Consider the following 25,693-nt stretch of genomic DNA (forward strand, 5'->3'; position numbering starts at 1 on the left):
AATTCACCGTTTCAATTTTCTTTCCATAACTTCAAAATAGACAAATTGTCTGTTTTTGGAAACTCCTTCTTTCCAACAACTGAATTCTAGAGTGAAAATTGTTTTACTTTTAGTCTTATGAATGAACCTTTAGCTGAACGTGTACGACCCAAAAGTCTCGCTGGTTATATTAGCCAACAGCACTTGGTCGGCGAAAAAGGAGCGCTTACCCTTCAAATTAACAATGGGACCCTACCTTCATTAATTCTTTGGGGGCCACCAGGCACAGGAAAAACCACCTTGGCCCAAATAATGGCCAACGAAAGTAAGAGACCGTTTTATACCCTTAGCGCCATAAACAGTGGCGTAAAGGATGTGCGTGAGGTTATCGAGAAAGCAAAGCAAAGTGGTGGTCTTTTTACTGCTAAAAACCCCATTCTTTTCATTGATGAAATTCATAGATTCAGTAAGTCGCAACAAGATTCTCTATTGGGCGCCGTAGAAAAAGGATGGATCACTTTGATTGGTGCTACCACGGAGAATCCCAGTTTCGAAGTTATTCCCGCCTTGCTCTCTAGATGTCAGGTTTATGTGTTAAATCCGTTTTCTAGAGCTGATTTGGAAGCGCTCCTAGAGCGTGCCATTCAAACCGATGCCATTTTGAAATCCAAAAAAATAGATTTAAAGGAAACCGAGGCATTGTTGAGATTATCTGGGGGCGATGGAAGAAAATTGCTGAACATATTTGAGCTCATTGTAAATTCTGAAAGCTCAGAAAAGATTTCCATTACAGATGAAATGGTGCTCCAAAAGGTTCAGAAAAATACGGTACTCTATGATAAGACCGGTGAACAGCATTATGATATTATATCAGCTTTTATCAAATCCATACGGGGAAGTGACCCAAACGCTGCAGTGTATTGGCTTGCACGTATGATAGAAGGTGGTGAAGATGTTAAATTCATAGCGCGTAGAATGGTGATTTTAGCTTCCGAAGATATTGGGAACGCCAATCCCACAGCACTGGTTTTGGCAAATTCCACCTTTCAAGCGGTGAATACTATTGGTTATCCAGAGGCCAGAATAATTTTAAGTCAATGTGCAACTTATCTGGCCAGTTCTCCGAAGAGTAATGCTAGCTATATGGCAATTAACAGGGCACAACAAACGGTGAAGCAAACTGGGGATTTATCTGTTCCGTTAGGGATACGCAACGCTCCCACCCAATTAATGAAGGAACTTAACTATGGTAAAGGCTACCAATATGCCCATGACCACGAAGATAACTTTGTTGATTTTGAATTTATGCCTGATGAGATTTCCGGGACGAGGTTTTACGAACCAGGAGAAAATCCTAGGGAAAAAGGGTTACGCGACTTTTTGCATAAACGTTGGAAAGGGAAATATGGGTATTAGAACTTTATATTCAATTCTTCTACTTTCGTGACCCCATTTTCAACATATTCTATACGCCACACGCCTTCTTTCTGAAAAACCAATCCGGTTTTCTCACCTTCACTCACCAAATAGAAATCCTTGACGGAGGTTTCCACCAATTTATACCTAATTTTTGGCGAACTATCCACCAATTGAAAACCGTTCTGGATGGGTTGGGCGTACAAAATGTCCACTTGTGTCCCTTTTTGTGAAGCCGGTTTGGGTTCAATGGACTTATATACTTGGTTCTCTGGTGTAGCCTCCTGTTCCAAAACCATCTCTTTTGACCCTTCATTATCCGAAGTTGTTGCAGCTGAACCCTCAATTGAAGCTGGCTTCGGTTTAACCGATTTATATGTCTGCTCTTCAAGGGTAGCCTTCTGCTCCAGAACTACTTCTTTTGACTCTTGCACACCTGCTTTTGTCGCAGCTACGCTTTCCGAAATCGCTGGTTTAGGTTCAATTGACTTATAGGTTTGCTCTTCGGGAGTGGATTTCTGCTCCAAAATTACCTCTTTCGGTTTCTCGTCAAGGGTTTTTACATCGTCTTTAAAATTCAAGACTATGGTCTTATCCTTTGAATCTTCTTTATCGGTATTTTTTAGCTTATAGGTTGGATCAATACCGTCCAAAGAAACAAACGCCCTACTAATCGCTTGATTATATGCCGGTCTAAATTCTTTTATTTTGCTCCTTCCCTCAATAGTTCTAAATACCTCAACCGATCTACAGTCCCTAAATACTATAGTTGCTTTTGTAGAAAGAAAAGACGAGTTATTCTCCAAATTTACAATCAACCCCAAACATCTATCTTGAAACACATCTTCCGGGAGCGCATTATCATAAACCGCGTTAAACCCTCGTTTGGTAAGCAAATACTTTACAGTGGTACTGGTCTGATACATATTTTCCTTTCGGAAAGCATCAAACTTCGTGGGAACTATAATGTATTTATAGTCACTGAACTGCCCAAAAGCACTGAATCCCATAACCAAGGTTATAATCAATAATGAGGTGAATTTTCTTTTCATAGTTAACGGTAATCAATTACCGTTCCAAGATATGATATTAAATCCAAATTGAAAGGACGCATATTGACTATCCGCTATATTTCTATACGCAAGAAGATTATCCCCGAGTATATAAAAATTAACTGGACCCGCTTGAAGATTCAACCCTAATCCAACATTGGAAAAAGAGTACTTATCCATAGTATAAGCTGCCTTTAAAGACAAAGACCTACCCAGTCTGCGCTGATAAAAACCCGTAAGGGCAGGTTGAATTCCCAAGGGTCTTTTCTGAAGAAATAATTGTGCTCCTATACTATTTCGATAATATTGTTCGGTATTGCCGTCAAAGACATTAATGGCGCAACCACAGTCAATACTGGAAGTTTTGGAAGCTCCTTCGCCAAAATCGTATCGAATGGATCCATACACTTTTACTGGTCTAAACGAAATATATCCATTGGTATTCTCTTCAAAGGGAATCGCAGCCTCAATCTCGTCTATCAATTCCTGCCATAAATCAGTTCCTAAGTTGTCAACGTCCTCAGGCAAGAAGACATTGATGCCTTCGTTTGATGCACTTCCTTCCAGGGTGAAGTTCCGAATATCCTTGGAATTGAAGATGAATCCAACATCCAAAATACTCCCGGTAATGGTAGTTTGAGGGTTTAATTGATAGGTGAAGCCAGCATCAAATCCTAATCCTAGATTACCCCCAAAAAGAGCCCTTCTAGTAAAAAGGTTTTGAATATCCCGAGTCCTAGTGCCAGAACCCTGGTCAATAATATCCAAAAACTCGTCCACTCCCGCAGTCTGAAGCTGTAAATCGGCGTCTATTGAGTTTTCCAAAATATTTTGTTGCCCTGGACTTGTTCGAAAAGTACCTGTATTGTTGGTAGACCTGAAGTTAAAAATACCGGAATATAACTTAGCGCGAAGTCCTACAGTCAGCTCCGAATTAACTTTTCGGTTAATGCCAAAATGAAGTACATTCACCATTTCTCCCCGAACATTGAGATGTCCTAAGTCAAAGCTTCTACCTATGTTGGCTCCTCCATTGCCTTCAAAAGCAAGAATAGCGAGGTCTCTTGGCCAATATACAATGACATCAGTTTCTCCATACATCCCAAAACTATAATAGTCGTCAGGTCTGTTCCTCCCTCTGAAACCCACACTAAAAATCTCTATTTGGCTTGTCGTGCTAAAATCATCCCGTCTGCTCAAAGCATTAATGACACGCTCCCGTACTTTTACATTAAAATCTATGCCATCATTGGCGAATAGGTCATTAACCGTTACTCCGCTTGAGGCTCCCTGAAAGGATATTCCTGACAATGCGGGAATACCTACATGCCATTTCTCATTGGCCTTTACCCCTGGATTGACCATCAAGGATTGGGGTATCTCATAGAAATCGTAAAGCAACTGTTTGTTTTGGGCATTCAATAGACCTATCCCAATAATGGAAGTAAATGCCAGACCCTTAATCCACTTCATTCTACCAATTGGAATAAAAATTCAGCAGCGGATTGCATAGTCAGTCTTGCATCGGGTTCAGGTGAAACACTAACATTATCCCCTAAATTTCTTCCTGTTACCCTTATATTACCTGTATTTATTAATATGTCAAGGGGCTTTCCATTTGGACCATATGCCACATTTCTAGTTGAAGTTTCATTGGGTCCAGCCGCGATATCGAAATTTTCAAAGTCCAACACATTGCCCCCTTCGTCCAAAAACTCAACAATTACATTAACCGGCTTGCTGGTTGTGTTTTCAAAATTGTAGGTAATGGTTCCCTCTATTAATCTTTCGGCGACAAACTGTTCATTGAAAGCCTCAAACACAAAGGTCTCTGTATAAAAGGTGCCGATAGTGGTAATAGAGTTTATGAAATCCTCATCAGCTTCAAATGAAAAAATACTTGAGGCCACTGCCGGAGTAATGGTTAGGTCATCGAACTGATCGAAATCTTGTTCCTCAGAACAGGAAATAAACAGAAACAGACCGATCACCAGTGTAAAACAAATGGAAAACTTGGGCTGCATAATTGCGCTTCTTTTATTAGGAAACAGATAGGTTATGCTATTACCCTATAATAACTCTATAAAAAGCTTTTTATTTCGTCCAAATTGTTAATGATTCTACATAATTGATGCTCAGGTTCTTGGTGGAAATTGAAATGAAGGGTATGCATCCCGATGGCTTGAGCTCCCTTTATGTCAGCTTCAAGGTTATCCCCAATCATCAAAGCCATTTTCGCCGAAGTCCTCGCACGGTCCAAAGCCAACTCAAAGATATGTGGATGCGGTTTCTTTACCCCTGCGGTTTCTGAGTCAATTATTTCATTGAAAAAATGCTCGATATTGGAATTTACCATTTTGCTTTTTTGTGTTTCCTGGAACCCATTGGTTATGATATGAAGATTATAGTTTGGGGCCAAATATTCAAGAACCGTTCTTGCATGGGGTATCAGGTTTCCAAAAGTGGATAAATATGAAATATAACTTTCGGAGAGGGTATCAATCATTTTGTCCGAAATCTCATAATCCAAGGCGTCAAAAGTTTCTTTTAATCGTCTATAGCGCAAGTCTTCCTTACCTATTCTATTTTCACGATACACTTTCCAATAGGATAGGTTTATTGGGCGATATACCTCCAAAAAGGCCGGGACATCGACCTCTATTTCATTTTCGACCAGTATTTTGTGGAAGGTTAAGGCCGAGTTTTTCTCAAAATCCCACAGGGTATGGTCCAGGTCAAAGAAAATATCGCTAATACCCTTAAACATGATAGCGCTTTATTAAGTTTTCATACAGTGAAATCCATGGCATCTTATGTTTGCCGCCCAGTAATTCGTTTGAAAAAATGACTACAAACTCTCCATTTACTTTTTTTAGACTTCTGAATAATGTATCTGTTTTATCAAAAACCTCATTGGAATTTTTGTAATTAAGCAGCGCATAATCGTGGATGGCAAAGGGATGGACTCGCAAAGGTTGTTTCGATTCAAGACTTATATCATAAAAGTGAAAAGGAGTACAAGTTCCTGCCCTAAAGCCAATCTGATGTGTATATCCCATAGAAAAATCATTGGTAAATTCTGATTCAATAAGGGTTCTATAGGTTACTGGCACATTGACTCGATTATAGCGAAGTCTTGCATACTTTATAGGTCGGTGTATCAAATTGCCCAATCCCCTTTTTTCCTCTTTTAAAACCATTTTATCCGTTGAGGATAAAAATGAAGTACTAAGGGATACTATGCTATAGTCGGCAATAGATTTAATTAAATATTTAAACCTGTTATTATTCGGCGAGATATTCTTATCGTGTGCAGAATACTCAGCGAACTGAAAGAAGAACATGCTCTTCACCTTGTATTTCTTATGAATTTCAACCAACCGCTGAAAATTGTCATATGGGTCCTTGGAGAGACGAAATAGAACTGCAGTCCTTTTGGCCATACGCCTGAACCTTAGCTTGCTAAAGTCCAATAAATACCCTCCTAATGTTCTCATTAAGCCTCTGTGGGCATAGCAGTGCGAGGCTGTTACATTTACAATACTTGTGAAAGTATACTTCTTCCTTTTGGATTGTATTTGAGGGAAGCGGTCTTTAAGCAATGAAAACAGCTTATGGGCCCATAGGTCCACAACGGGCAATTCCAAAAAATTGCTGCGAAATGCCAAGCTTTCTTTGGCTGGATAACGTCCAACACTATCTTTTACATGGGGTAAGTATTCTTCATACCGACTGAGGAGAAAAAAGCTTGCGGAAAAAATATCGTATGGAATTGCGCTTTTCTCGTCTGTAGCGAAAAAGCAAGGCACGCCCTCCCAATCCGATACCAGAATATCCAAATCGTTGATTCCTTGTTCAAAAAGCAGGTCGTTGCTTCGAATAAAAAACTCATTCTGTAAGGGTTGCTTGGTGTAAGTGATTTTGGGTCCGGAGTGTTTAATAAAATCCTCAATCTTTGTGGTCATTGCGGTATCCACTCCCAAAATCCCTCCAAAAATCTGCTTGGTCACATAGGCAAGTCGGTTGGTAATTTGGTGAGAGTATATGAGCAACATATTCAGAGTATTCCTTTATCTGCAAAGCTAAGATACTGGTGTTGTGCCAAAATTAGATGGTCCAAGACCTTTAAATCGAGAGCTTCTGCCGCAATCTTAAGTTTTTTAGTTATTTGTTTATCGGAAATACTGGGTTTTATACTTCCTGAGGGGTGATTGTGCGCTAAGATAATGGCCACTGCGCCCAGTTCCAAAGCTTTCTTCATTACCAGACGAACATCTACTAAAGTTCCCGTAATACCGCCCTTGCTCAATTGGGACTTATGAACAACTTTATTGGAATTATTTAAATACAGTACCCAAAATTCTTCATGTTCCAACTCACCAATCAAAGGATACATTAGCATGAAGGCATCTCCGCTTCCCCCTATTTTTTCGATTCTTGGTCCTTCTTGTCCGCGTCTACGCCTGCCCACTTCCAAAGCTGCCGCAATGGTAATAGCCTTCGCCTCACCTATACCCTTAAATTTTTTTAACTGACTAATCGAGAGTTTACCCAATTCATTTAAGCTATAATCCACAGTTGAAAGAATCCTCTGGGAAAGCTGAACAGCACTTTCCTGGCGATTGCCGGAACCTATCAGAATAGCAAGAAGCTCTGCATCTGAGAGAACTGAGCGTCCTTTTTGGGCCAATTTTTCTCTGGGTTTGTCATCATTTGCCCAATTTTTTATGGATAATGTCTTTATCTCTCCATGCATGAACTAAATATAGGAGTTTCGAAGATATAGTATTGCATAAAAACAGTTTTATCCAAAATGTTCAGGCGCAACTTAACTAACTTAAAATCAAATAAATACGTATACCTACGGAAAAATAAAATGCTTGTATTCGTTTTTAAATGTTTACAACCGTTTACTCTGCTTCGATAAACTCGCTTTCCCCCTTTTTTTCCCAGTTTTTATATCGATTGCGGTACCAAATTTTGTCCCCTATCTTAGATAAAATTGCAGGAGCATCCACCTAAATCTTATCTTAAAATGGTAATTTTATATAGAGCCGAAGTGTTGTCTAGAAAGAGGAAATTTCTAGAAATACCAAACTCTGAATATAAACTGAATTAGATACCACATGCTTTATAATGGAGAGGAATCGTTGGAAATTTTAAGTCGTACCCCTACGATTCTGATTCAGTTACTGGAGGGGCTGCCAGATGGTTGGATTAAAAATAACGAGGGACCAAATACCTGGAGTCCTTACGAGGTTGTCGGACATTTAATCCATGGAGAAAAAACAGATTGGATCCCCAGAGCCCAAATTATTCTATCTAATTCCAAAAACAAGGATTTTGAACCCTTTGACCGATTTGCCCAATCCCAAGAAGACCAAAACAAACCTATTGAATCCCTTTTAGAAGAGTTTAGGCAATTGAGGGAAGCTAACCTAAGAATACTAAAATCATTAGATCTGAACGAAAGTCAGCTTCAAAAAATAGGGGTTCACCCAGAATTTGGGGTGGTAACTTTAAAACAATTATTGTCCACATGGGTAGTGCATGACCTGGGTCATATTTCTCAAATTGTCCGGGTGATGGCAAAACAATACACCGATGAAGTAGGTCCTTGGGTGGACTATCTGGGCATCTTAAAACAATAAAACTTGTCATTGTTTATTTTAGGAGAATTAAGAAAATTTTTATTTCTTTAATTGTAATTTATTACCTACTGTGGAAGCAAATTCCGTAATTCTTTTAACGTTATAATCAACCTTATTTATGAAAAAACTACTTTTTGTTTGTATTGTCTTTTTTTGTCTTAAGTCTAATGCACAAATTTCTTTTGAAAAGGGCTATTTTATTAATAACAACAACCAAAAAGTTGATTGTTTCATCAGGAACATTGATTGGAGAAACAACCCAACAGAGTTTGAATATAAACTGGATTTAAACAGCGAATCCAAAATAGCCAATATAAAATCTATAAAGGAATTTAGTATAGATAACACTTCCAAATATGAAAGACATTTAGTGGACATTGATAGGTCCTCTGAACAAATTAGTAAATTAAGCTACGATCAAAATCCAAAATTCAGTAACGAAGAACTTTTCCTAAAGGTATTAGGTGAGGGTAAAGCAAATCTTTACGAATACGTGGATGGTAACCTTACAAAATACTTTTATAATACTGACGATTCTGAAGTAGAGCAGTTGATATTCAAAAGTTATCGAACTACCGATAATCGTATTGGTAAGAACAATAGGTTTAGACAACAGCTACTCCAAAATTTGGCCTGCTCAACAATTAAGACCAATGATGTGCTCAATCTAGACTATACCAAAAGAAGCCTTACCAACTTCTTTATAAAATATAATAGCTGTGAAGGTGCTAACTTTTTCAGTTATCAAGAGAATGGGAAAAGAGACTTTTTCAACTTATCGTTAAGACCAAGACTTAATTTATCCAGCTTATCCTTTGAGGACAGTTCTGGACAGCTAACGAATTTTGATTTTGACGACCAGTCATCTTTTTCATTTGGTATCGAAGCTGAATTCATTTTACCTTTTAACAAGGGGAAATGGGCCTTGTTGGTTGAACCAACGTATCAAAGTTTTAAATCTCAAGGCACAACGGAATTAGAATTAAATGTTCTTGTAGAAACAATCCAATCAGAAATTGACTATACCTCAATAGAACTACCTATAGGTGTAAGGCATTATTTTTTCTTGAACAACAGTTCCAAAATTTTTATCAATGCATCCCTACTCTTTGATTTTACTTCTAGTTCGTCCATAGAATTTATCCGGGAAGATAATTCCACTTTTCAATCTATCGATGTTACAACTTCCAACAATATTGCTTTGGGATTGGGGTATAAACTTAAGGACAGGTATAGTTTGGAAATTAGGTATTTTACTTCTAGAGACGTTATAGGTGAACAACTTCAACGACAAGCTAACCTTAATACCTTATCAATAATATTGGGATATTCTGTTTTTTAATGATTATCCTTTGAGAAATCAGGCTATGGATACGGATGTTATTTTAGCTTTTCAAAATCCAATCCCCCATAATTTCCGGAACTCATCAATAAGACAGCAGTGTTATCAAGATTTTCTCCAAAAAGGAATTCCTGGAACGGACCTGGTTCAGTATATACTTCGAGATTTGGGTTTTTGAAGGCTTCTCTAATTTGAGATTCGGAAATCTCATCCAAGCCCTTGATTTTTACAGCATGTGGAGAATAAAAAACAACAGCCGTATCCGCTTTATCCAAGGCCCCTTCATACTCTTGCAAAAACTCTGCATTTAAGCTGCTGTAGGTATGGAGTTCCAAACAGGCCAGTAGTCTACGAGTAGGGTATTGCTCCTTTACCGCAGCTGTAGTGGCTTTAACTTTACTCGGAGAATGGGCAAAATCCTTAAATATCACTGTGGAATTTCTTTCCGCAATCTTTTCCATGCGCTTTGAAGCCCCTTTAAATGAAGCAATCGCTTCATAGAAATCTGCTTCATCAACTCCCATTTGCTGACAAATCCATTTGGCACCTGCCAAATTGTTCAAATTGTGTTTCCCAAAGATTTCAATGGGCATCCCACCTTCTGGAGTATCTAGTAAAGTATGCCCGTTTTCTATACTGTAAATCGGAGTTTCATAAGGAAACTTACGTATGGTGTTTTCAGAAGATTCAACAACTTCTTTTAAAGTTTGATCCTCAATATTGTAGGTAATGCTCCCTCCTTTCACAATTTCATCGACAAAAATCCTAAACTGTTCCACATATCCCTCAAAAGTGGGGAATACATTGATATGGTCCCATGCAATGCCACTCAAGAGCGCAATATTGGGTTTGTATAGGTGAAATTTGGGTCTTCGGTCAAGTGCAGATGAAAGATATTCATCCCCTTCAAGCACGATAAAATCATTGTCCGTAGTTAAGTGGACCATTCGATCGAAACCTTCCAGTTGAGCCCCCACCATATAGTCCACATCAATATCACAATATTGAAGCACATGTAGAATCATTGATGTGATTGTGGTCTTTCCATGGCTACCTCCAATGACCACTCGGGTCTTGTTTTTGGATTGTTCGTATAAAAATTCCGGATAAGAATATATGGACACGCCTAGTTCCTGAGCTTTGCGCAATTCTGGGTTATCCGCCTTCGCATGCATTCCCAAAATCACCGCATCCAAATCATCGTGAATTTTATCAGGGAACCATCCAAAATCAGCAGGCAAAATCCCTTTTGAGGCCAATCGACTTTTCGATGGTTCAAAAATTACATCATCACTTCCCGTAACTTCATATCCTTTATCAGCTAAAGCCAGAGCCAAATTGTGCATGGCACTTCCCCCTATGGCAATGAAATGAATTTTCATATTCTAAAATTTCCAGCCAAAGATAGGTATTGCGAAAAAAAATATTCCGAAGTTTCTCTCGTCTTTAGAGCATATCGATAATTTTTCGCTCTTCCAACGCCAGTTTAAAATCTGAGTCGGACCGAAGTGCTTTCCTTATCCAAATACTGGCGGCTTCACGATTCCCTTTTAAACGATATAGTTTGGCCATTTGATAATATGCTTGGGAAATGGGTACCCCATCCCGTACTCCATAATTTTGAATATACGCTTTCATCTTTGCAATCCCATTCTCCAAATCAACCCTAAAATCGCTGCATACTTTGCCAATCAGATAATTTAACTGATTTCGTTGAACAAACTTCAGGTTTTTAAAGTAGGGTATGGTCTTTCTTAGACTTTCTTCAGCCTTTTTAGGTTTATCATCTAAACCATAGAGGTAGGCCAGCGCAAAATAGCCCTCTATCGGAGATATTTGTAAAAGTTCTTCAGCACAGGAATACGCCTTCGCCTTGCTACCTCCCAATATAGCAGGTACTGTTGTATAAAATTCTATTAAACCCCATCTTACCTCAATATGTTTTGGATTCAGTTTTGCTGATTTTAGAAAGCTTTTTTTGATTTTACCAACCAACATCAGTGCTTTCACCCTACTCCCACTTTCCGCTTTTCTAGCTAAGACTCCACCATATTTAAACTGCAATTCGGCGTCAGTAGGAAATTGTGTAACCAATTCCTCGTACAACGCTATGGCCTGATTCCATTCTCGAAGATTCCCATAGGTATCGGCCAAAAGTTCTTTAGCTTTTGGGGACCTATTATTCCTGACCTCTTCCTGTAAAATAACTTTTGCCTTATTGTACTGCTTTCCGGCAAATAAATCCGAAGCCTTATCCATCCGAGACTGTTGTCCAAAAATTGGGGCGATACTAAATAAAAGAAGAAGTAGTGTGGGTTTCATATGGTCGTTCCAACATCAGTAAGGTCGATAGGAATTCAGTTTCCTTAAGTGAAATACTGTTAATTTTTAGATAAGGATACCTAGTTGCTATGAAGAGCCTATTTCAGTATTTTTAGCCTTATTAAAAATGAAATCATAAATGAATTTATCTGAAATTCCTTCAAAGGAAATAATGCCCGGATATCATGGGAAACTGGTGCATTCTGAGAGTATGACTTGGGTTTTTTGGGATGTGGAAAAAGGGGCTGAAGTTCCAGAGCATCACCATATCAATGAGCAAATTATGCATGTGGTTTCTGGGGATTTCGAATTTACCCTTGATGGAGAAACTGCCACCTATAAAGCGGGTGATGTGGTGATTATCCCATCAAATGTTCCACACAGCGGCAAAGCCTTGACCCCTTGCAAATTGATGGACATCTTTAACCCAGTACGAGCGGAATACAAGTAAGTATGAACATTTCTCTAGTTGGCAAAAACGCCTTAGTAGGAGGCAGTAGCAAAGGCATCGGAAGGGCTATTGCTGTGCAATTGGCCTCTAGCGGAGCCAGTGTTACCCTTATGGCCCGAAATGAGGAGGCCTTAAAGGGGGTTGTTCAGGAATTGGATACCAGTAAAGGGCAAAACCACAACTATCTAATAGTGGATTTTTCTGATTTTAAAGGGTTTTCTAAAAAAATAGCCTCATTCTTCGAGAGTCAAACCATAGATATTTTGGTTAACAATACGCAAGGTCCAGAGGCGGGTGGGGCACTTGAAAAATCGGTAGAGGATTATCAGAAAGCATTCGACTTACTTTTTAAATCGGTTGTGTTGACCACGGAACATGCCCTTAAGGGAATGTTACACAAAAAATGGGGGCGCATTATCAATGTGGCATCCATATCGGTAAAAGAACCCCTAAACTATTTGGCTTTGTCCAATTCCATTCGTGCGGCAATGGTCACTTGGGCCAAAAGTTTGGCTATTGATGTGGGAAAGGATAATATTACCGTTAACAGCGTACTTACTGGATATTTTGATACGGATAGGATTGCAGCGCTTAATGCCAAAAAAGCAGAAAAAATGGGCGTTTCCCAAGAGGAAGTTCGAAGTGCTATGGAAACTATGGTTCCTGCCAAACGCATTGGTAAACCGGAAGAATATGGGTTCTTAGTTACTTTTTTAGCTTCTGAACAAGCTGGATACATTTCAGGTACCAATATCCCTATTGATGGTGGTCTCTTAAAGTCCCTGTAAACACTTACCTTTTAAGGAGTTATTAAAAAATAACTACATTTAGTATCTAACCTAAAAATTCAAACTGATGAATTCGAAAATTTTTTTGGTAGTTCGACTGCTTCTTGGAATCATGATGCTGGTCTTTGGAGTCAACAAATTCTTTGAGTTTTTACCTCCATTTGAACTTACCGGTCCCCCATTGGATTATTTCGTTGCACTTTCCTCAAGTAAGACCTTGGATTTAGTGGGTCTTGTTGAAGTTTTAGCAGGATTGGCTCTTGTACTGAACAGATATGGCGCATTAATGGCGGTAATTTTAATGAGTGTTTCGGTAAACGCTGTGCTTTTTCACGCAACACTGGCGCCGGCAGATATTGGTCCTGCAATCGGAATGCTTGTTTTGAATATAATTGTATTGATTGGCTATAAAGACCGATACAAGGATATGTTACGAGCTTAAAAATAAAAAGACCTCTTAAGAGGTCTTTTTTTATAGACTCATTTTGTCTTTAAAAATGTAGGACTGTCTTCTGGAGACCTCAACTTCATCTCCATTATGCATTTTCAACTTTAGTTTACCATTAAACCAAGGCACTACACTATCAATATAATTGGTATTGATTATCTGCTGTCGATTTACTCTGAAAAAGGAATCCAGTGGTAATTTTTCTTCGATTTGGTTAAGTGATTTATAAAGTAGTGGTCGTTTGTCTTGGAAAAACACCCTTGTGTAATTGCCTACAATTTCGAAATGCGAAATCTCACCAATTTTAATCAACCAGCATGCTTCCCCGTCCTTGATGAAAATCTGGCTATCCACGGAAAGCCGATTTCCTTGTTGGGCATCCGATTTATTTCCGCTAAGTTTTGCTTCAGCTTTTTCAAGGGCCAATGCAAAGCGTTTAGAATTGACGGGTTTTAAAAGGTAATCCAATGCATTGTATTCAAACGATTTAATCGCATATTCGTCAAAAGCCGTGGTAAAAATGGTAATTGGAACATCATCCAACATTTCCAATAGTTCAAACCCATCCTTCTCGGGCATGTTGATGTCTAAAAACAAGAGGTCTGGGTTCGAATTTTGAATAAGTTCATAGCCAGAATCCACATTTTCCGCTTCTCCCACTAACTCAATATCCTGATGCTCCTTAAGCAACTCTTTTAGCTCTTGACGTGCCAAGCGAGAATCTTCAACGATTACTGCTTTCATCTTCATGCTAAAGGAATTTTAATATTCGCCACAACTTCTCCCGCCATTTCACTCAAATTGAATGACGCCTTATCGGCATACAATAATTTTAGTCGTTGTCGGATATTTTTGAGGCCCAGTTGCGTAGTGTTTTTGGCTATTTTGAGTTTCCCTGTATTGCGCACCTCAATTACCATCAATTCCCCTTCTAGCTTAATACTTAAAATAATCCTCCCTCCATTCTTTAAATTGGAAATCCCATGCTTTGCGGCATTCTCCACCAAAAGTTGAATGACCATAGGGGGTATCTCCAAATCCAAGGTACTTTCGTCGATATCCTTTACAAATTCAAGGCGATCTTCAAACTGGATTTTACTGAGGTCGATATAGTTGTCCACCACGTTAAGTTCTTCAGCAACTGGTATGGCATTGATGTTGTTTTTGGTTAGGGAGTACCGAAGAATTTCTGACAGTTTTGTCAACATTTCCCGAGATTTATCCACATCTTCAAGCATTAAACCGCGAATGTTGTTCAGACTATTGAACATGAAATGAGGATTAATCTGCCCTTTTAGCGTATTAAGTTGGGCTTGTTTTAAAGTTGTATTTAGTTCCAACCGTTCAATCCTATCCCTATTTAATTTAAGTAGCAGTTTTATAACCAGATAAGTGACCAGCCATGCCCCAACCATAAAGAGTGCGTTCACCACTTGAACCCAAATCACATCGTACGCTTTGAAAATCTTAATTTCTGCTTCCGTGAGTTGTGGCCCAAATTTCCCATAGAAATATCCAAATGCGAAGTGCATGCCTCCATACAGAATACAGGTAACCAAAAAAGCTGCTCCTATCTTAAGGAAGTCATTAATATCAAAGGATTCAAAGCTAATGTTCCTTTTGAGGTACCATCTAAGCATTGAAGTAACACCTACGCAAATTAGAATACCAAATACTATTGAATAAACAATAAAGTGCATGCTTATTTCTTTCAAGACGAAAAGGGAGAGGCAATTGATAAATCCCCATCCCAAGAATTGAAGCACCCAAAAAATGATATTTTGGTTTTTCTCGGTAATATTCATTTGCTAGCTATTCAATATCAAATATACTCGACTTTAAGGAGTTCTTTAGTGGATGAAATGATAAATGAGTTTCCCAGTACCAAAACCGATACCAAAAGAAACCACAACGACCATAAAGGTCACTAGGGCTACTCTTGCAGCTTGATTTTTTGTTAAACTCCCCTTACCATTACCTACAATCATGTTCTTTGATTCTTTGTTTATTGCCGAAAAAGTACAAGAAGTAATCGCTTTCTTTCCAACAGATAAATAAAAAAACACGGCAGCAGCAAAAAAGGTGAGTGTTGCCAAGACCAAGTTTTGCTCTTGATCAATTTGCAGATATCCAACAATGGTAAATATCAAAGCTGCTGTAAGAGCAGCTATTCTTTCTGTACGTTTCATAGTTTATTTTTTAATTGATTTTTTTCTTTTTTGGCTTTGCATGAACGTCTATCGTTGATGAAAGCAATCCAAATCATTGAAATTCCAGCATAAAAAATGGGGAAGAACTTATCAAATTCAGAATCCGTTGCCTTCAAATAAAGTGCTATAAGAACACCGACAATACCCATTCCCAATACTATCCATTGATCATTTCTTAATTTCATGTTTTCGTGATTTAAAAGATTATCAGAAAAAGCGAGGTCAAAAGGGTGATTAATAATTTTGCTAAAGCTATCATAACTCGGTCATTTACGTTTTATAAGACTAAACTACCTCTGAAACTTGGGTTAGGAAATGAAATTATGGCCAGTGGTAAAATCGAAAGCCTGAACGGCATACCTATCAGATATGTACCTCAACTCCATAAAAAAAGGAGCCAAATGGCTCCTTTTTGTTCATTAATGAAAGGCTTGACATTAGTCTTTCAATGGTGTGGGTATTTCCTGCTTGCCTAAATGTTTCGCGTAAAAGCCCATCATAGCCTTATAGAGTTCTATTCGATTCTCTTCCTTCCCAAAACCGTGTCCCTCATCATATTTCACCATATATGGAACATCGTATCCCTTTCCTCTCAAAGCGCTTACTATTTGGTCCGATTCATCAATGTTGACGCGTGGGTCGTTCGCCCCTTGGACCACAAATAATGGCTTTTTGATTTTGTCAATCTGATACACAGGTGACACTTCCTCCATAATTTTCTTTTCTTCAGGAACATCCTCATCATACCAGATTTCCTTGATTATCTTTAGATAAGGCTTCCAGTATGGAGGAATGGTTTCCATGAAGGTGAATAAATTGGAAACCCCAACATAGTCTACTCCACAAGCATACAAATCCGGAGTTTTGGTCAAACCGCGCAAAACAGCATATCCACCATGACTTCCACCGTAAATGGCAACTTTGTCTGCATCAATCCAGCCTTGATCTATTACATATTTTACCCCATCTTCTACATCATCCATGGCTTTTCTCCCGATTTGCTTGAATCCAGATTCCAAAAACTGCTTACCATAACCCCCCGAGATCCTGAAGTTTACCTGAAGCGTAGCATACCCTCGACTGGCAAACAATTGAGACTCGGGATTAAAGCCCCAGGAATCCCGAATACCTTGCGGTCCTCCATGTGGATTCACAATCAAAGGAACTTTCTCCCCAGCAAGTGCCGCCTTGGGCAAAGTAATGTAACCGTGAAGCGTAAGTCCATCCCTACTTGTAAAGGTGATGGGTCGCATCTCGGACATGTCTCCTTCTTTCAATTGCGGCATTAGGTTGTACAAGAATGTAAAGTCGTCCGTTTTCTGGTTGTATGAATAGTATTCCCCATAGAGTTTATCACTCTGGAGGAAAATCAAAAACTGGTCTTCCTCATCAGTGAAATCTGCAATGGTATATTGCTTTCCAGGAAAACGGCTTACTATTTTGTTATGGAATTGGGTATAAAACTCGCTTACGGGAACAATCTCCGTTTTCTCACCTTCGTACTGGAAATAGTCCATTTCGTAACCACGTTTTCTGGAAATTCCCAGATTTTGCACATCGTACTTATCATTTGAGAAGACTTTTTTCAAAATCTTGTCTTCCTTCAAGTCATAAAGTATTACCTCAGCCTTATCATTATCCAAATTGGATATCATATAAGCATCATTTGGATTATCAGAAGCATAGTTAAAATCCAAAATGGAGAAACTGTCTTTCCAGTTTAGACTTTTTACCAAAGTGTAGCCTCCATTACCATCTTCATAAAACAAGTCTTGCTCAACTCCATCCCGAATTTTGGTATAGGCTTTTAGGTTCCCATCTTTGTCAAAATTGTAACCTACAATGGGATTGGCCGGGTCTTCATTGGAAAATAGTTGTTTCAACTCTCCGGTAGTCACATTTACTTTATAAGGTTCAAAAACCTGAGCATTGTTTTTGTTCATGGAAACGATAATGTGGTCTTTATCCTCTTTTAAAAGCTCTGTGAACTGCGCTTGTACACCATCAAAAGGGGTTAGGTCTTTTAAATTGGACCCGTCTAAATCAACGGCATAAATGTGATAGTTTTCATCACCTCCCTTATCCATCGCATATACCAATCTGTTGTTACTGATCCAACCGTATCCACGCACCAATTCCTCTTTTTCTTCGATGGCACGTTTTACCTCACCGCTGGCAATTTCTTTTACCATGATATGGCGTTTCCCATTGTCGTCTTTTTCACGATAGGACATGTATTTTCCATCTGGGGAGAATCTAAAAGTGGACGCTTTTGGTCGCGCAAAATAGTCTTCCACCTTATAGCGGTAATCTCCTTCGTCAAGAGAGGCCAAGGATAAAAGCTCATCTTCTGAGCTTACCAAAGTTGGATTACCTGGAATCTTTTTCTCTTTCTTTTCTAAGTTCAAAGGCAATTCCATACCCCCCTGAAAGAAAGTTCCTTCCATTTTTTCACCAGCAGTTTTTCCAACATATTTAATGCCGGCCTGCTTAAAAACCACCGTGAGTTGGTCATCAGCAAACGTGGTTTCATCCATAGGAATCCCTGTAGCACCTTGGGATGGGCTGTCCATTGTAGCAGATAAGGTGCCTTCCTCTTCTGAAATGTTGAAAACTAAGGGCATTTCTGTTCCCTGTACTTCAATTGTACCATGCCAGGAACCTGTAATTTCCTGAGCCTGAGTCATAAGTCCGAACGCCAGAAATGACAAGATTCCAAAAATCTGTTTCGTTTTTTGTGTTGTTTTCATTTGTAGTGATATTAATTTTAGGGTTAAAAAAGTAGTGTTTCGTCAAATAGGACTATAGTCTGTCCATATTTGTTACAAACTTTTAAAACAAAATTAGAGGAGGTTCACCATCGGAAATGGCAAAATATGACAAGCGGTAATTTCCACTACTTTAACGGAAACTACTTTTGTTGTGGTGGGTATTTTGAGAACACTTTTTTGACAACGGCTCTTAGTTTTTCCTCACGGACACTAGGCGAGGCATTTTCGCGATAACCGCTTTCACTAAAAGCCTGCCAGAAGAGGGCATCGCGGTCAGCATCAACGAAATCAAATTGAATCATTCGTTGAAGGCCAGAGTTTCCGACCGGAATCCCAAGGGAAACCCCTCCCCCAACATTCCTTCCTGTACCCCCGATTCCGACGCCAACCGCATTATTGGGTGACCCGCGAAACTCATTGCTTAAAATATTAATGAAAAAGTCAGGTTCTTCAGCAAGCTGATATCCTTTAGTCTTTAGAGTAGAATCCAACACCCGTAACAACCTTCTCTCATCCAATTGACTTAATCCAGTCTGCATATCGGAAAAGTAGTTGTAAGTGGAATAATTCGAGAAATCCACCCCTTTGTCATAGTCATAATCCACCCTTACGGCACTGCATGACATCAATACCCCAAGAACAACTATACTTAATAGAAATCTCATCTTGCTTAGTTTAGACTTAAAGTTACTGAATCCTCGCGGTAAAGAAAACTTGAAAAAGCTTTAATCGTTCAACAACGTCCAAAGTTTATCTTTTAACTCTTGAATGCCCATTTGGGCCACCGAGGAGATAAATAAATAGGGGAAATCCTTGAAGTCCTTATCCAATTCCTCTTTCATTTCTGCCATCAGCTCGTCATCCAACATATCGCTTTTCGAGATGGCAATGATTCGATCTTTGTCCAAAAGCTCCGGATTGTAACGCCTCAACTCATCCAACAAAATGTCATATTCTTTGGAAATATCATTGCTGTCCGCAGGAATTAAGAAAAGTAAGGTAGCATTTCGTTCGATATGCCTGAGAAAATAGTGGCCCAATCCTTTGCCCTCTGCTGCTCCTTCAATGATTCCCGGAATATCTGCCATGACAAAACTTGAGAAATCCCGATGTTTGACAATACCTAAATTGGGTTTTAGTGTCGTGAATTCGTAATCAGCAATTTTAGGTTTTGCAGAGGTCATTACGGAAAGAAGGGTTGATTTTCCAGCATTGGGAAAACCCACCAAGCCTACATCCGCCAAGACCTTTAATTCCAATGTAATCTGGGTCTCATTCCCTGGAATTCCCGGTTGGGCGTATCTAGGGGTTTGGTTGGTAGCACTTTTAAAATGCCAATTGCCTCTTCCTCCTTTTCCTCCTTCTACGACAATTCGCTCTTCTTGATCATCCGTGATTTCAAAAAGGACTTGGTTTGTTTCCGTATCCCTCACAACGGTTCCCAAAGGAACTTCTAGATATACATCCTCGCCATCGGCACCCGAGCTTCGATTTTTACTCCCGTGCCCTCCATGACCTGCCTTAAAGTGCTTTTTGAATTTATAGTGGATTAGGGTCCAAAGATTTTTATTCCCTTTGACAATTACATGTCCTCCACGACCACCATCACCGCCATCGGGGCCTCCTTTAGCCACATATTTCTCACGATGCAAATGCACCGAACCCTTACCCCCATTACCGGAGGCTATGTGTACCTTTACATAGTCGACAAAATTACCTTCGGTCATGCTTTTGTTATATTATGCTTTCCGTAAGATGTAAGTGATGTTTTTCCCATCAGCTTTCATCTTTTTATCCAGCAACAATTTAAATTTTTTAAGGTTTAAGAGATTTTCAACTGCTTTTTGCGACCGAACGTTATATCTATCCACAAAAAACAAAATCTTGCTTACGTATTGGAAGGCGTGGTCAATCATTAGTGTTTTGACGCTCCCATTATAGGAGCCTCCCCAATATTGTCGAGCCAAAAATGTCCATCCAATTTCAATAGCGTCTTCCTCATTGGGATGCATTTTATATCTTGAACTTCCAATAATTGCCCTTGATTCCCTATCAATTACCACCAAACATCCCTTGGACGCCAAAGAACTTTCAAAAAACACCTTGAAACCTTTCAATGTATGTCTTTCTTTATCTGGATGCTGTTCCCAAATTTTGGGGTCTGAGGCTACGTTTAAAAGTGGGGTAAAGTCTTCAGCACGCAACGGTCTAAGCCTAATCAGGTCATTCTCCAATTTTGGCTGAAAATCAAAGTCCATTTTCAAGTAACCAAAACTATCAGGAAAGTGAATCTATCACCTTTCCCAATCTCTCAGTAATTTCTGAAATTTCACCTATTCCATTTACGGAATGGAACTTACCTTGCTTCTCATAATATGCTCGTAGCGGAGCTGTTTTTTCATTGTATTCGTCAAAGCGATTGCGAATCTTACTTTCATCCTGATCATCGGAACGGCCACTTTCCTTTCCTCTTTCCAGGAGGCGTTGAATCAAAATTTCATCATCCGCTTCCAATGCAATGGTAGCATTCACTTGCATATTCTTGGATTCCAAGAAATTGTCCAAAGCTTCAGCCTGGGCAGCAGTACGTGGAAATCCATCAAAAATGAATCCTGCAGCTTCTGGGTTTTTCTCAACTTCATCCTTCAGCATATCTATGGTTACCTCATCGGGAACCAAATCGCCTCGGTCAATATAGGACTTGGCCAATTTTCCCAACTCAGTCCCGTTTTTCATGTTATAACGAAAAACATCCCCAGTGGAAATATGCTTTAAATTATATTTTTCCTTCAAGAAACCTGCCTGGGTTCCTTTACCAGCACCGGGCTTTCCAAATAACACTAGGTTAATCATATGTGATTCATTTAATTGATATACTTCCCTGAGATTACGTCCCAATTCCTTATAATCCAACCCATAGCCTACAATAAAGTTATCTGGGATTTCCAATCCTACATAATCAATGGTATATTCTCCATTGTATACTTCAGATTTATAAAAAAGTGAAGCGATTTTGAACTCTTTCACATTCGTTTGTGAAAAAAGGTGTACCAATTGTTTTAAGGTACGACCGGTATCAATGACATCTTCCAAAATAATAATACTCTTTCCATCAACGTCTTCTGGAATGTCAAGTAGGCTTTCCACAATTCCTGTAGAGGTCAATCCTTGATATGAACTTAAGCGAACAAAAGAAACTTCACAGGGTTGTTGGTATACCTTCAGAAAATCGGATACAAACATGAACGCGCCATTGAGCACTCCTACAAAAACAGGTACTTTGTCTTTATAATCGGCCGCAATTTGTTGCGCCATGCCATCAATGGCCTCCAAAATTTGCTCTTCCTTTAAAAAAGGTTTGAAATACTTGTCATGAAGTCGAATCAAAGCTTTGGCTCGTTTTATCAGGATGGCAAAGATAACATTTTATAAGGTCTTTCGGGCCAGGCTTTTCCTCCTTTGGTGAATTGCCTTATTTTTGCCGGTATTCCAATATCATATCAATGCATTTTTTCTCTTCTGATTTTAAACTTGGTATTCTCGGCGGCGGACAACTGGGTAAAATGTTGCTCTATGAAACCAGAAAATGGGATATCTACACCCAAGTTATGGACCCATCCCATGAAGCCCCCTGCAGTATTGCCTGCAATAAATTTATCCAGGGAGATTTAATGGATTTTGATACCGTTTACCATTTTGGAAGTAACGTGGATATATTGACCATAGAAATAGAAAATGTAAACGTGGATGCGCTAGAAAAGTTGGAAGATGAGGGCATCATTGTCTATCCCTCATCCAAAACCTTACGCACTATTCAAAACAAGGCTACGCAAAAACTATTCTACGTTGACCACAACATTCCAACTTCCCCTTTTTCTCGCTTTGCTTATACCTCAGAAATTGAGGACAGCATTGCCAACGGGGGGATGCAACTTCCGTTTGTTTGGAAAAGTGCACAATTTGGGTATGATGGACAGGGAGTAAAAATAGTCAGGCATTTAGACGATTTGAAGGATTTACCCAATGTGGAGTGTATTGCGGAAGAAATGGTGGATTTTAAAAACGAACTCGCTGTGATTGTGGCTAGGAATTCTAAGGGGAATGTCACCACCTATCCTGTAGTTGAGATGGAATTTCATCCAGAGGCCAATCAAGTGGAATATGTTATTTGTCCTGCGCGAATTGACGATTCGGTGGCCAACAAAGCAACAGAGGTGGCTCTGAAAGTATCACAACACATGGAACATGTGGGTCTTTTGGCCGTAGAATTATTTCAAACCCAAGACGATGAAATTTTGGTGAATGAGGTCGCCCCGCGCCCTCACAATAGTGGGCATTACAGTATAGAAGCCAGTTATACCAATCAATTCGAACAGCATATTCGAGCAATACTTGGCCTGCCCTTGGGAAATACCTCCAGCAAGGTGGCAGGGGTTATGGTAAATCTGGTGGGAGCAGAAGGGCATACTGGAAGCGTCATCTATAAAAATATTGAGGATATATTGGATATGGAAGGAGTCACTCCTCATATTTATGGAAAAAAACAAACCCGGCCTTTTCGAAAAATGGGACATGTTACCATTGTAGATGAAGACATGTCGAAAGCAAGGTCCAAAGCACAAGAAGTAAAAGAAATTATTAAGGTAGTAAGTGAATCATATGAGTAAAGTAGCGGTAATCATGGGAAGTACCAGTGATCTTCCCGTAATGCAAGAAGCAGTGGACATTTTAAAAGGTTTTGATATTCCAGTGGATGTGGACATTGTTTCAGCCCACAGAACTCCGGAAAAACTGTTTGAATTTGGAAAAAATGCCCATAAAAATGGGTATTCGGTCATTATCGCTGGCGCTGGTGGAGCTGCTCATCTTCCCGGTATGGTAGCCTCTTTATCCCCCCTACCTGTGATTGGAGTGCCAGTTAAAAGCAGTAACTCCATTGATGGTTGGGATTCTGTACTGTCTATCCTTCAGATGCCCGGAGGTGTCCCGGTCGCAACGGTGGCCCTAAATGGCGCTAAAAATGCTGGAATCCTTGCTGCGCAAATTATCGGTTCTTCAGACCAATGTGTGATGGATAAAATTGAAGTCTACAAGCAAGGCCTTAAAGAAAAAGTGATCAAGGGCGCAGAAGAAGTAAGAAATAAAAAATAAAATTATCAATTCGAACGACCTCCTTCTGAAGTCTTGTAAGGAGGTAAGGTATTCGAGAATTATACCCAGTAAAATTTATCAATGAGCAACCCTTTATTAACCCCATTTGATAAAGCTCCTTTTGAGCAAATCCATAACGAACATTTTAAACCTGCTTTCTTACAGGCCATTGAAAATGCGAGACAAGAAATTGACCAAATTGCAAACAATCCTGAACCTCCGACTTTTGAAAATACTTTGGTCGCTTTGGATTATTCTGGAAGGCAGTTGGACCGCATATCAAGCCTGTTTTTTAACCTAAATTCAGCGGAAACCAATGAGGAAATTCAGAAAATAGCACAGGAAGTTTCCCCTTTGCTATCCGAATTTAGCAATGATATTACCCTTAATGAAGGACTTTTCAAAAGGATAAAATCGGTTTATGAAAACCGTAGCGCATTGGAGCTTTCGGAAGAGCAGAAAACGCTTTTGAAGAAGCGATATAAGAGTTTTAGTCGCAACGGAGCCAATCTTAATGAAGCTGGGAAGAATAGACTTCGGGAAATTGATAAGGAATTGGCCCAGCTTAAATTGAAGTTTGGCGAAAACGTCTTGGCCGAGACGAACAAATATGAAATGCTCCTGACCAAAGAAGAACAGCTCAAAGGACTTCCAGAGGGAGCCAAAGAAGCTGCTGCACAATTGGCTAAATCAAAAGAGAAAGAGGGTTGGCTGGTTACTTTGGATTACCCAAGCTATATCCCTTTTATGAAATATGCCGAAAACAGGGACCTAAGAAAGGAACTTTCCCTTGCTTTTGGAAGCAAAGGTTTTCACGGGGACGATTTGGATAATCAGGAAAATGTTTTAAAAATTGTCAACCTTCGTCATGAAAGAGCAAATCTTTTAGGGTATAATACACATGCTCATTTCGTTTTGGAAGAACGCATGGCAGAGACTCCTCAAAAGGTCCTTGATTTTTTGAATGAGTTGCTGGAAAAAGCCAAACCTGCTGCAAAAAGAGAATTTAATGAACTTGAAGCCTTTGCCAAAGAAATGGACGGCATTAATCAACTGGAAAAGTGGGACAGTGCCTATTATTCAGAAAAATTGAAGCAAAAACTATTCAATTTAGACGACGAAAAGCTCAAACCCTACTTTAAACTGGAAAATGTCATTGATGGGGTGTTTAAAGTAGCAGAGAAGCTGTTCGACCTTAAGTTCAAAGAAGTATTTGATATTGAAAAATACCACGAAGAAGTAAAGACATTTGAGGTGTACGATAGGAATGACCGCCTAATTTCACTTTTTTATGCTGATTTTCATCCTAGACCAGGAAAAAGAGGCGGTGCCTGGATGACTTCCTATAAACCACAATACACCTTAAATGGTGAAAATAGCAGACCGCACATCTCAAACGTCTGTAATTTCACGAAACCCACAAGCTCAAAACCTTCATTGCTGACTTTCAATGAGGTGACCACTTTATTTCATGAATTTGGCCATGCTTTGCATGGAATGCTGGCCAATACCAATTATCCAAGTCTCTCGGGAACATCGGTGTATTGGGACTTTGTGGAACTACCGAGTCAAATAATGGAAAATTGGTGCTATGAGAAAGAGGCTTTGGAACTTTTTGCGTATCACTACGAAACTGGGGAACTTATTCCTATGGAACTAGTTCAAAAGATAAAAGAATCCGCAACGTTTCAAGAAGGCATGGCTACGGTACGCCAATTGAGTTTTGGTTTCTTGGATATGGCTTGGCATGGTAAAGATCCTTCCGGGATATCCGATGTGAAAAGTTATGAAACCAAGGCATTTGAAAACACAAGTCTATTTCCTGAAACAACTGAAACTTGTATGAGCACCGCTTTTTCCCACATCTTTCAGGGAGGGTATTCATCGGGATATTATAGTTATAAATGGGCTGAGGTTTTAGATGCTGATGCGTTTGCGTACTTCAAAGAGGAAGGAATTTTCAACAAAGAAGTAGCCGATAAGTTCAAGGAACACGTACTTTCTAAAGGAGGAACTGAAAACCCAATGACGCTTTACAAGCGTTTTAGGGGCGAAGAACCCAAAATTGAACCCCTATTGGAACGTGCGGGTCTTATTCAAAGTTCGGATTAG

General features: G+C 39.4%; 26 protein-coding genes. 9 read left to right on the forward strand and 17 right to left on the reverse strand.

The window, feature by feature from the left end; all coding sequences use genetic code 11:
* Window positions 1-117 precede the first annotated feature (117 nt).
* Window positions 118-1,395, forward strand: coding sequence for a replication-associated recombination protein A (locus tag ACSLUF_RS13290; protein WP_435623255.1), 1,278 nt, complete (start codon window positions 118-120; stop codon window positions 1,393-1,395).
* Here ACSLUF_RS13290 and ACSLUF_RS13295 read toward each other — a convergent pair.
* From ACSLUF_RS13295 to radC, 6 genes are read right to left on the reverse strand one after another with little or no spacing between them, the layout of a single operon-like run.
* On the reverse strand, window positions 1,392-2,447 hold the full coding sequence (locus ACSLUF_RS13295; protein ID WP_435623256.1) for a hypothetical protein: 1,056 nt from the start codon (window positions 2,445-2,447) through the stop codon (window positions 1,392-1,394). The genes ACSLUF_RS13290 and ACSLUF_RS13295 overlap by 4 nt on opposite strands.
* Before the next feature lie 12 nt (window positions 2,448-2,459).
* Entirely contained in the window at window positions 2,460-3,920 is a 1,461-nt protein-coding gene (locus ACSLUF_RS13300) for a DUF5723 family protein (protein WP_435623257.1), read from the reverse strand.
* The gene (locus ACSLUF_RS13305; RefSeq protein ID WP_435623258.1) at window positions 3,917-4,471 is read right to left on the reverse strand and encodes a hypothetical protein; all 555 of its coding nucleotides are present in this window, start codon (window positions 4,469-4,471) and stop codon (window positions 3,917-3,919) included. The genes ACSLUF_RS13300 and ACSLUF_RS13305 overlap by 4 nt, the downstream gene beginning before the upstream one ends.
* Before the next feature lie 56 nt (window positions 4,472-4,527).
* Window positions 4,528-5,214 (reverse strand): YjjG family noncanonical pyrimidine nucleotidase, encoded by a 687-nt coding sequence (locus ACSLUF_RS13310; RefSeq protein WP_435623259.1) that lies wholly within the window; start codon window positions 5,212-5,214, stop codon window positions 4,528-4,530.
* A complete protein-coding gene (locus ACSLUF_RS13315; protein ID WP_435623260.1) occupies window positions 5,207-6,502 on the reverse strand; it encodes a polysaccharide deacetylase family protein in 1,296 nt (431 codons plus the stop codon). Before ACSLUF_RS13315 ends, ACSLUF_RS13310 begins: the two co-directional genes overlap by 8 nt.
* Window positions 6,503-6,504: 2 nt before the next feature.
* Window positions 6,505-7,203, reverse strand: a complete 699-nt coding sequence (radC, locus tag ACSLUF_RS13320) for a RadC family protein (RefSeq protein ID WP_435623261.1) — start codon at window positions 7,201-7,203, stop codon at window positions 6,505-6,507.
* Window positions 7,204-7,573: 370 nt separating this feature from the next.
* On the opposite strand from radC, the gene ACSLUF_RS13325 reads away from it, so the two are divergent.
* Window positions 7,574-8,098 (forward strand): DinB family protein, encoded by a 525-nt coding sequence (locus ACSLUF_RS13325; RefSeq protein WP_435623262.1) that lies wholly within the window; start codon window positions 7,574-7,576, stop codon window positions 8,096-8,098.
* Window positions 8,099-8,216: 118 nt separating this feature from the next.
* The gene (locus tag ACSLUF_RS13330) at window positions 8,217-9,440 is read left to right on the forward strand and encodes a tRNA modification GTPase (protein WP_435623263.1); all 1,224 of its coding nucleotides are present in this window, start codon (window positions 8,217-8,219) and stop codon (window positions 9,438-9,440) included.
* 38 nt (window positions 9,441-9,478) lie between these two features.
* Here ACSLUF_RS13330 and ACSLUF_RS13335 read toward each other — a convergent pair whose 3' ends face one another.
* On the reverse strand, window positions 9,479-10,822 hold the full coding sequence (locus ACSLUF_RS13335) for a UDP-N-acetylmuramate--L-alanine ligase (RefSeq protein WP_435623264.1): 1,344 nt from the start codon (window positions 10,820-10,822) through the stop codon (window positions 9,479-9,481).
* Window positions 10,823-10,886: 64 nt separating this feature from the next.
* The gene (locus ACSLUF_RS13340; RefSeq protein WP_435623265.1) at window positions 10,887-11,762 is read right to left on the reverse strand and encodes a tetratricopeptide repeat protein; all 876 of its coding nucleotides are present in this window, start codon (window positions 11,760-11,762) and stop codon (window positions 10,887-10,889) included.
* A 139-nt stretch (window positions 11,763-11,901) separates the two neighbouring features.
* On the opposite strand from ACSLUF_RS13340, the gene ACSLUF_RS13345 reads away from it, so the two are divergent.
* The 3 genes from ACSLUF_RS13345 (at window position 11,902) to ACSLUF_RS13355 (ending at window position 13,443) form a co-directional block, all read left to right on the forward strand.
* Window positions 11,902-12,213, forward strand: a complete 312-nt coding sequence (locus ACSLUF_RS13345) for a cupin domain-containing protein (protein ID WP_435623266.1) — start codon at window positions 11,902-11,904, stop codon at window positions 12,211-12,213.
* Between the two features lie 2 nt (window positions 12,214-12,215).
* Window positions 12,216-13,001, forward strand: a complete 786-nt coding sequence (locus ACSLUF_RS13350; protein ID WP_435623267.1) for an SDR family oxidoreductase — start codon at window positions 12,216-12,218, stop codon at window positions 12,999-13,001.
* A gap of 67 nt (window positions 13,002-13,068) precedes the next feature.
* The gene (locus tag ACSLUF_RS13355; RefSeq protein WP_435623268.1) at window positions 13,069-13,443 is read left to right on the forward strand and encodes a DoxX family membrane protein; all 375 of its coding nucleotides are present in this window, start codon (window positions 13,069-13,071) and stop codon (window positions 13,441-13,443) included.
* A 30-nt stretch (window positions 13,444-13,473) separates the two neighbouring features.
* Here ACSLUF_RS13355 and ACSLUF_RS13360 read toward each other — a convergent pair whose 3' ends face one another.
* From ACSLUF_RS13360 to ACSLUF_RS13400, 9 genes are all read right to left on the reverse strand, one after another.
* Window positions 13,474-14,199: a LytR/AlgR family response regulator transcription factor gene (locus ACSLUF_RS13360; protein WP_435623269.1), complete on the reverse strand. Its 726-nt coding sequence runs from the start codon at window positions 14,197-14,199 to the stop codon at window positions 13,474-13,476.
* On the reverse strand, window positions 14,196-15,254 hold the full coding sequence (locus tag ACSLUF_RS13365) for a sensor histidine kinase (RefSeq protein ID WP_435623270.1): 1,059 nt from the start codon (window positions 15,252-15,254) through the stop codon (window positions 14,196-14,198). Before ACSLUF_RS13365 ends, ACSLUF_RS13360 begins: the two co-directional genes overlap by 4 nt.
* A 45-nt stretch (window positions 15,255-15,299) precedes the next feature.
* Window positions 15,300-15,638 (reverse strand): hypothetical protein, encoded by a 339-nt coding sequence (locus ACSLUF_RS13370; RefSeq protein ID WP_435623271.1) that lies wholly within the window; start codon window positions 15,636-15,638, stop codon window positions 15,300-15,302.
* On the reverse strand, window positions 15,635-15,844 hold the full coding sequence (locus ACSLUF_RS13375; RefSeq protein WP_435623272.1) for a hypothetical protein: 210 nt from the start codon (window positions 15,842-15,844) through the stop codon (window positions 15,635-15,637). Before ACSLUF_RS13375 ends, ACSLUF_RS13370 begins: the two co-directional genes overlap by 4 nt.
* 252 nt (window positions 15,845-16,096) lie before the next feature.
* The gene (locus ACSLUF_RS13380; RefSeq protein WP_435625842.1) at window positions 16,097-18,346 is read right to left on the reverse strand and encodes a S9 family peptidase; all 2,250 of its coding nucleotides are present in this window, start codon (window positions 18,344-18,346) and stop codon (window positions 16,097-16,099) included.
* A 224-nt stretch (window positions 18,347-18,570) separates the two neighbouring features.
* The gene (locus ACSLUF_RS13385) at window positions 18,571-19,095 is read right to left on the reverse strand and encodes a DUF4136 domain-containing protein (RefSeq protein WP_435623273.1); all 525 of its coding nucleotides are present in this window, start codon (window positions 19,093-19,095) and stop codon (window positions 18,571-18,573) included.
* A 60-nt stretch (window positions 19,096-19,155) separates the two neighbouring features.
* Window positions 19,156-20,157: a GTPase ObgE gene (obgE, locus tag ACSLUF_RS13390; RefSeq protein WP_435623274.1), complete on the reverse strand. Its 1,002-nt coding sequence runs from the start codon at window positions 20,155-20,157 to the stop codon at window positions 19,156-19,158.
* 12 nt (window positions 20,158-20,169) lie between these two features.
* On the reverse strand, window positions 20,170-20,688 hold the full coding sequence (locus ACSLUF_RS13395) for a GNAT family N-acetyltransferase (protein WP_435623275.1): 519 nt from the start codon (window positions 20,686-20,688) through the stop codon (window positions 20,170-20,172).
* Between the two features lie 19 nt (window positions 20,689-20,707).
* A complete protein-coding gene (locus ACSLUF_RS13400; protein WP_435623276.1) occupies window positions 20,708-21,817 on the reverse strand; it encodes an adenylate kinase in 1,110 nt (369 codons plus the stop codon).
* Between the two features lie 116 nt (window positions 21,818-21,933).
* On the opposite strand from ACSLUF_RS13400, the gene ACSLUF_RS13405 reads away from it, so the two are divergent.
* The 3 genes from ACSLUF_RS13405 (at window position 21,934) to ACSLUF_RS13415 (ending at window position 25,693) form a co-directional block, all read left to right on the forward strand.
* Window positions 21,934-23,097, forward strand: a complete 1,164-nt coding sequence (locus tag ACSLUF_RS13405; RefSeq protein ID WP_435623277.1) for a 5-(carboxyamino)imidazole ribonucleotide synthase — start codon at window positions 21,934-21,936, stop codon at window positions 23,095-23,097.
* Window positions 23,090-23,581, forward strand: coding sequence for a 5-(carboxyamino)imidazole ribonucleotide mutase (gene purE, locus ACSLUF_RS13410; RefSeq protein ID WP_435623278.1), 492 nt, complete (start codon window positions 23,090-23,092; stop codon window positions 23,579-23,581). The genes ACSLUF_RS13405 and purE overlap by 8 nt, the downstream gene beginning before the upstream one ends.
* Window positions 23,582-23,662: 81 nt before the next feature.
* Window positions 23,663-25,693, forward strand: coding sequence for a M3 family metallopeptidase (locus ACSLUF_RS13415; protein WP_435623279.1), 2,031 nt, complete (start codon window positions 23,663-23,665; stop codon window positions 25,691-25,693).

It is taken from the genome of Flagellimonas sp. (assembly GCF_965601775.1).
GTDB lineage: Bacteria > Bacteroidota > Bacteroidia > Flavobacteriales > Flavobacteriaceae > Flagellimonas.

Excerpts from the sequence above, each read along its gene's own strand:
- ACSLUF_RS13290 (WP_435623255.1), top strand. The coding sequence starts at position 118 with ATGAATGAACCTTTAGCTGAACGTGTACGACCCAAAAGTCTCGCTGGT.
- ACSLUF_RS13295 (WP_435623256.1), bottom strand. The coding sequence starts at position 2,447 with ATGAAAAGAAAATTCACCTCATTATTGATTATAACCTTGGTTATGGGA.
- ACSLUF_RS13300 (WP_435623257.1), bottom strand. The coding sequence starts at position 3,920 with ATGAAGTGGATTAAGGGTCTGGCATTTACTTCCATTATTGGGATAGGT.
- ACSLUF_RS13305 (WP_435623258.1), bottom strand. The coding sequence starts at position 4,471 with ATGCAGCCCAAGTTTTCCATTTGTTTTACACTGGTGATCGGTCTGTTT.
- ACSLUF_RS13310 (WP_435623259.1), bottom strand. The coding sequence starts at position 5,214 with ATGTTTAAGGGTATTAGCGATATTTTCTTTGACCTGGACCATACCCTG.
- ACSLUF_RS13315 (WP_435623260.1), bottom strand. The coding sequence starts at position 6,502 with ATGTTGCTCATATACTCTCACCAAATTACCAACCGACTTGCCTATGTG.
- radC (WP_435623261.1), bottom strand. The coding sequence starts at position 7,203 with ATGCATGGAGAGATAAAGACATTATCCATAAAAAATTGGGCAAATGAT.
- ACSLUF_RS13325 (WP_435623262.1), top strand. The coding sequence starts at position 7,574 with ATGCTTTATAATGGAGAGGAATCGTTGGAAATTTTAAGTCGTACCCCT.
- ACSLUF_RS13330 (WP_435623263.1), top strand. The coding sequence starts at position 8,217 with ATGAAAAAACTACTTTTTGTTTGTATTGTCTTTTTTTGTCTTAAGTCT.
- ACSLUF_RS13335 (WP_435623264.1), bottom strand. The coding sequence starts at position 10,822 with ATGAAAATTCATTTCATTGCCATAGGGGGAAGTGCCATGCACAATTTG.
- ACSLUF_RS13340 (WP_435623265.1), bottom strand. The coding sequence starts at position 11,762 with ATGAAACCCACACTACTTCTTCTTTTATTTAGTATCGCCCCAATTTTT.
- ACSLUF_RS13345 (WP_435623266.1), top strand. The coding sequence starts at position 11,902 with ATGAATTTATCTGAAATTCCTTCAAAGGAAATAATGCCCGGATATCAT.
- ACSLUF_RS13350 (WP_435623267.1), top strand. The coding sequence starts at position 12,216 with ATGAACATTTCTCTAGTTGGCAAAAACGCCTTAGTAGGAGGCAGTAGC.
- ACSLUF_RS13355 (WP_435623268.1), top strand. The coding sequence starts at position 13,069 with ATGAATTCGAAAATTTTTTTGGTAGTTCGACTGCTTCTTGGAATCATG.
- ACSLUF_RS13360 (WP_435623269.1), bottom strand. The coding sequence starts at position 14,199 with ATGAAGATGAAAGCAGTAATCGTTGAAGATTCTCGCTTGGCACGTCAA.
- ACSLUF_RS13365 (WP_435623270.1), bottom strand. The coding sequence starts at position 15,254 with ATGAATATTACCGAGAAAAACCAAAATATCATTTTTTGGGTGCTTCAA.
- ACSLUF_RS13370 (WP_435623271.1), bottom strand. The coding sequence starts at position 15,638 with ATGAAACGTACAGAAAGAATAGCTGCTCTTACAGCAGCTTTGATATTT.
- ACSLUF_RS13375 (WP_435623272.1), bottom strand. The coding sequence starts at position 15,844 with ATGAAATTAAGAAATGATCAATGGATAGTATTGGGAATGGGTATTGTC.
- ACSLUF_RS13380 (WP_435625842.1), bottom strand. The coding sequence starts at position 18,346 with ATGACTCAGGCTCAGGAAATTACAGGTTCCTGGCATGGTACAATTGAA.
- ACSLUF_RS13385 (WP_435623273.1), bottom strand. The coding sequence starts at position 19,095 with ATGAGATTTCTATTAAGTATAGTTGTTCTTGGGGTATTGATGTCATGC.
- obgE (WP_435623274.1), bottom strand. The coding sequence starts at position 20,157 with ATGACCGAAGGTAATTTTGTCGACTATGTAAAGGTACACATAGCCTCC.
- ACSLUF_RS13395 (WP_435623275.1), bottom strand. The coding sequence starts at position 20,688 with ATGGACTTTGATTTTCAGCCAAAATTGGAGAATGACCTGATTAGGCTT.
- ACSLUF_RS13405 (WP_435623277.1), top strand. The coding sequence starts at position 21,934 with ATGCATTTTTTCTCTTCTGATTTTAAACTTGGTATTCTCGGCGGCGGA.
- purE (WP_435623278.1), top strand. The coding sequence starts at position 23,090 with ATGAGTAAAGTAGCGGTAATCATGGGAAGTACCAGTGATCTTCCCGTA.
- ACSLUF_RS13415 (WP_435623279.1), top strand. The coding sequence starts at position 23,663 with ATGAGCAACCCTTTATTAACCCCATTTGATAAAGCTCCTTTTGAGCAA.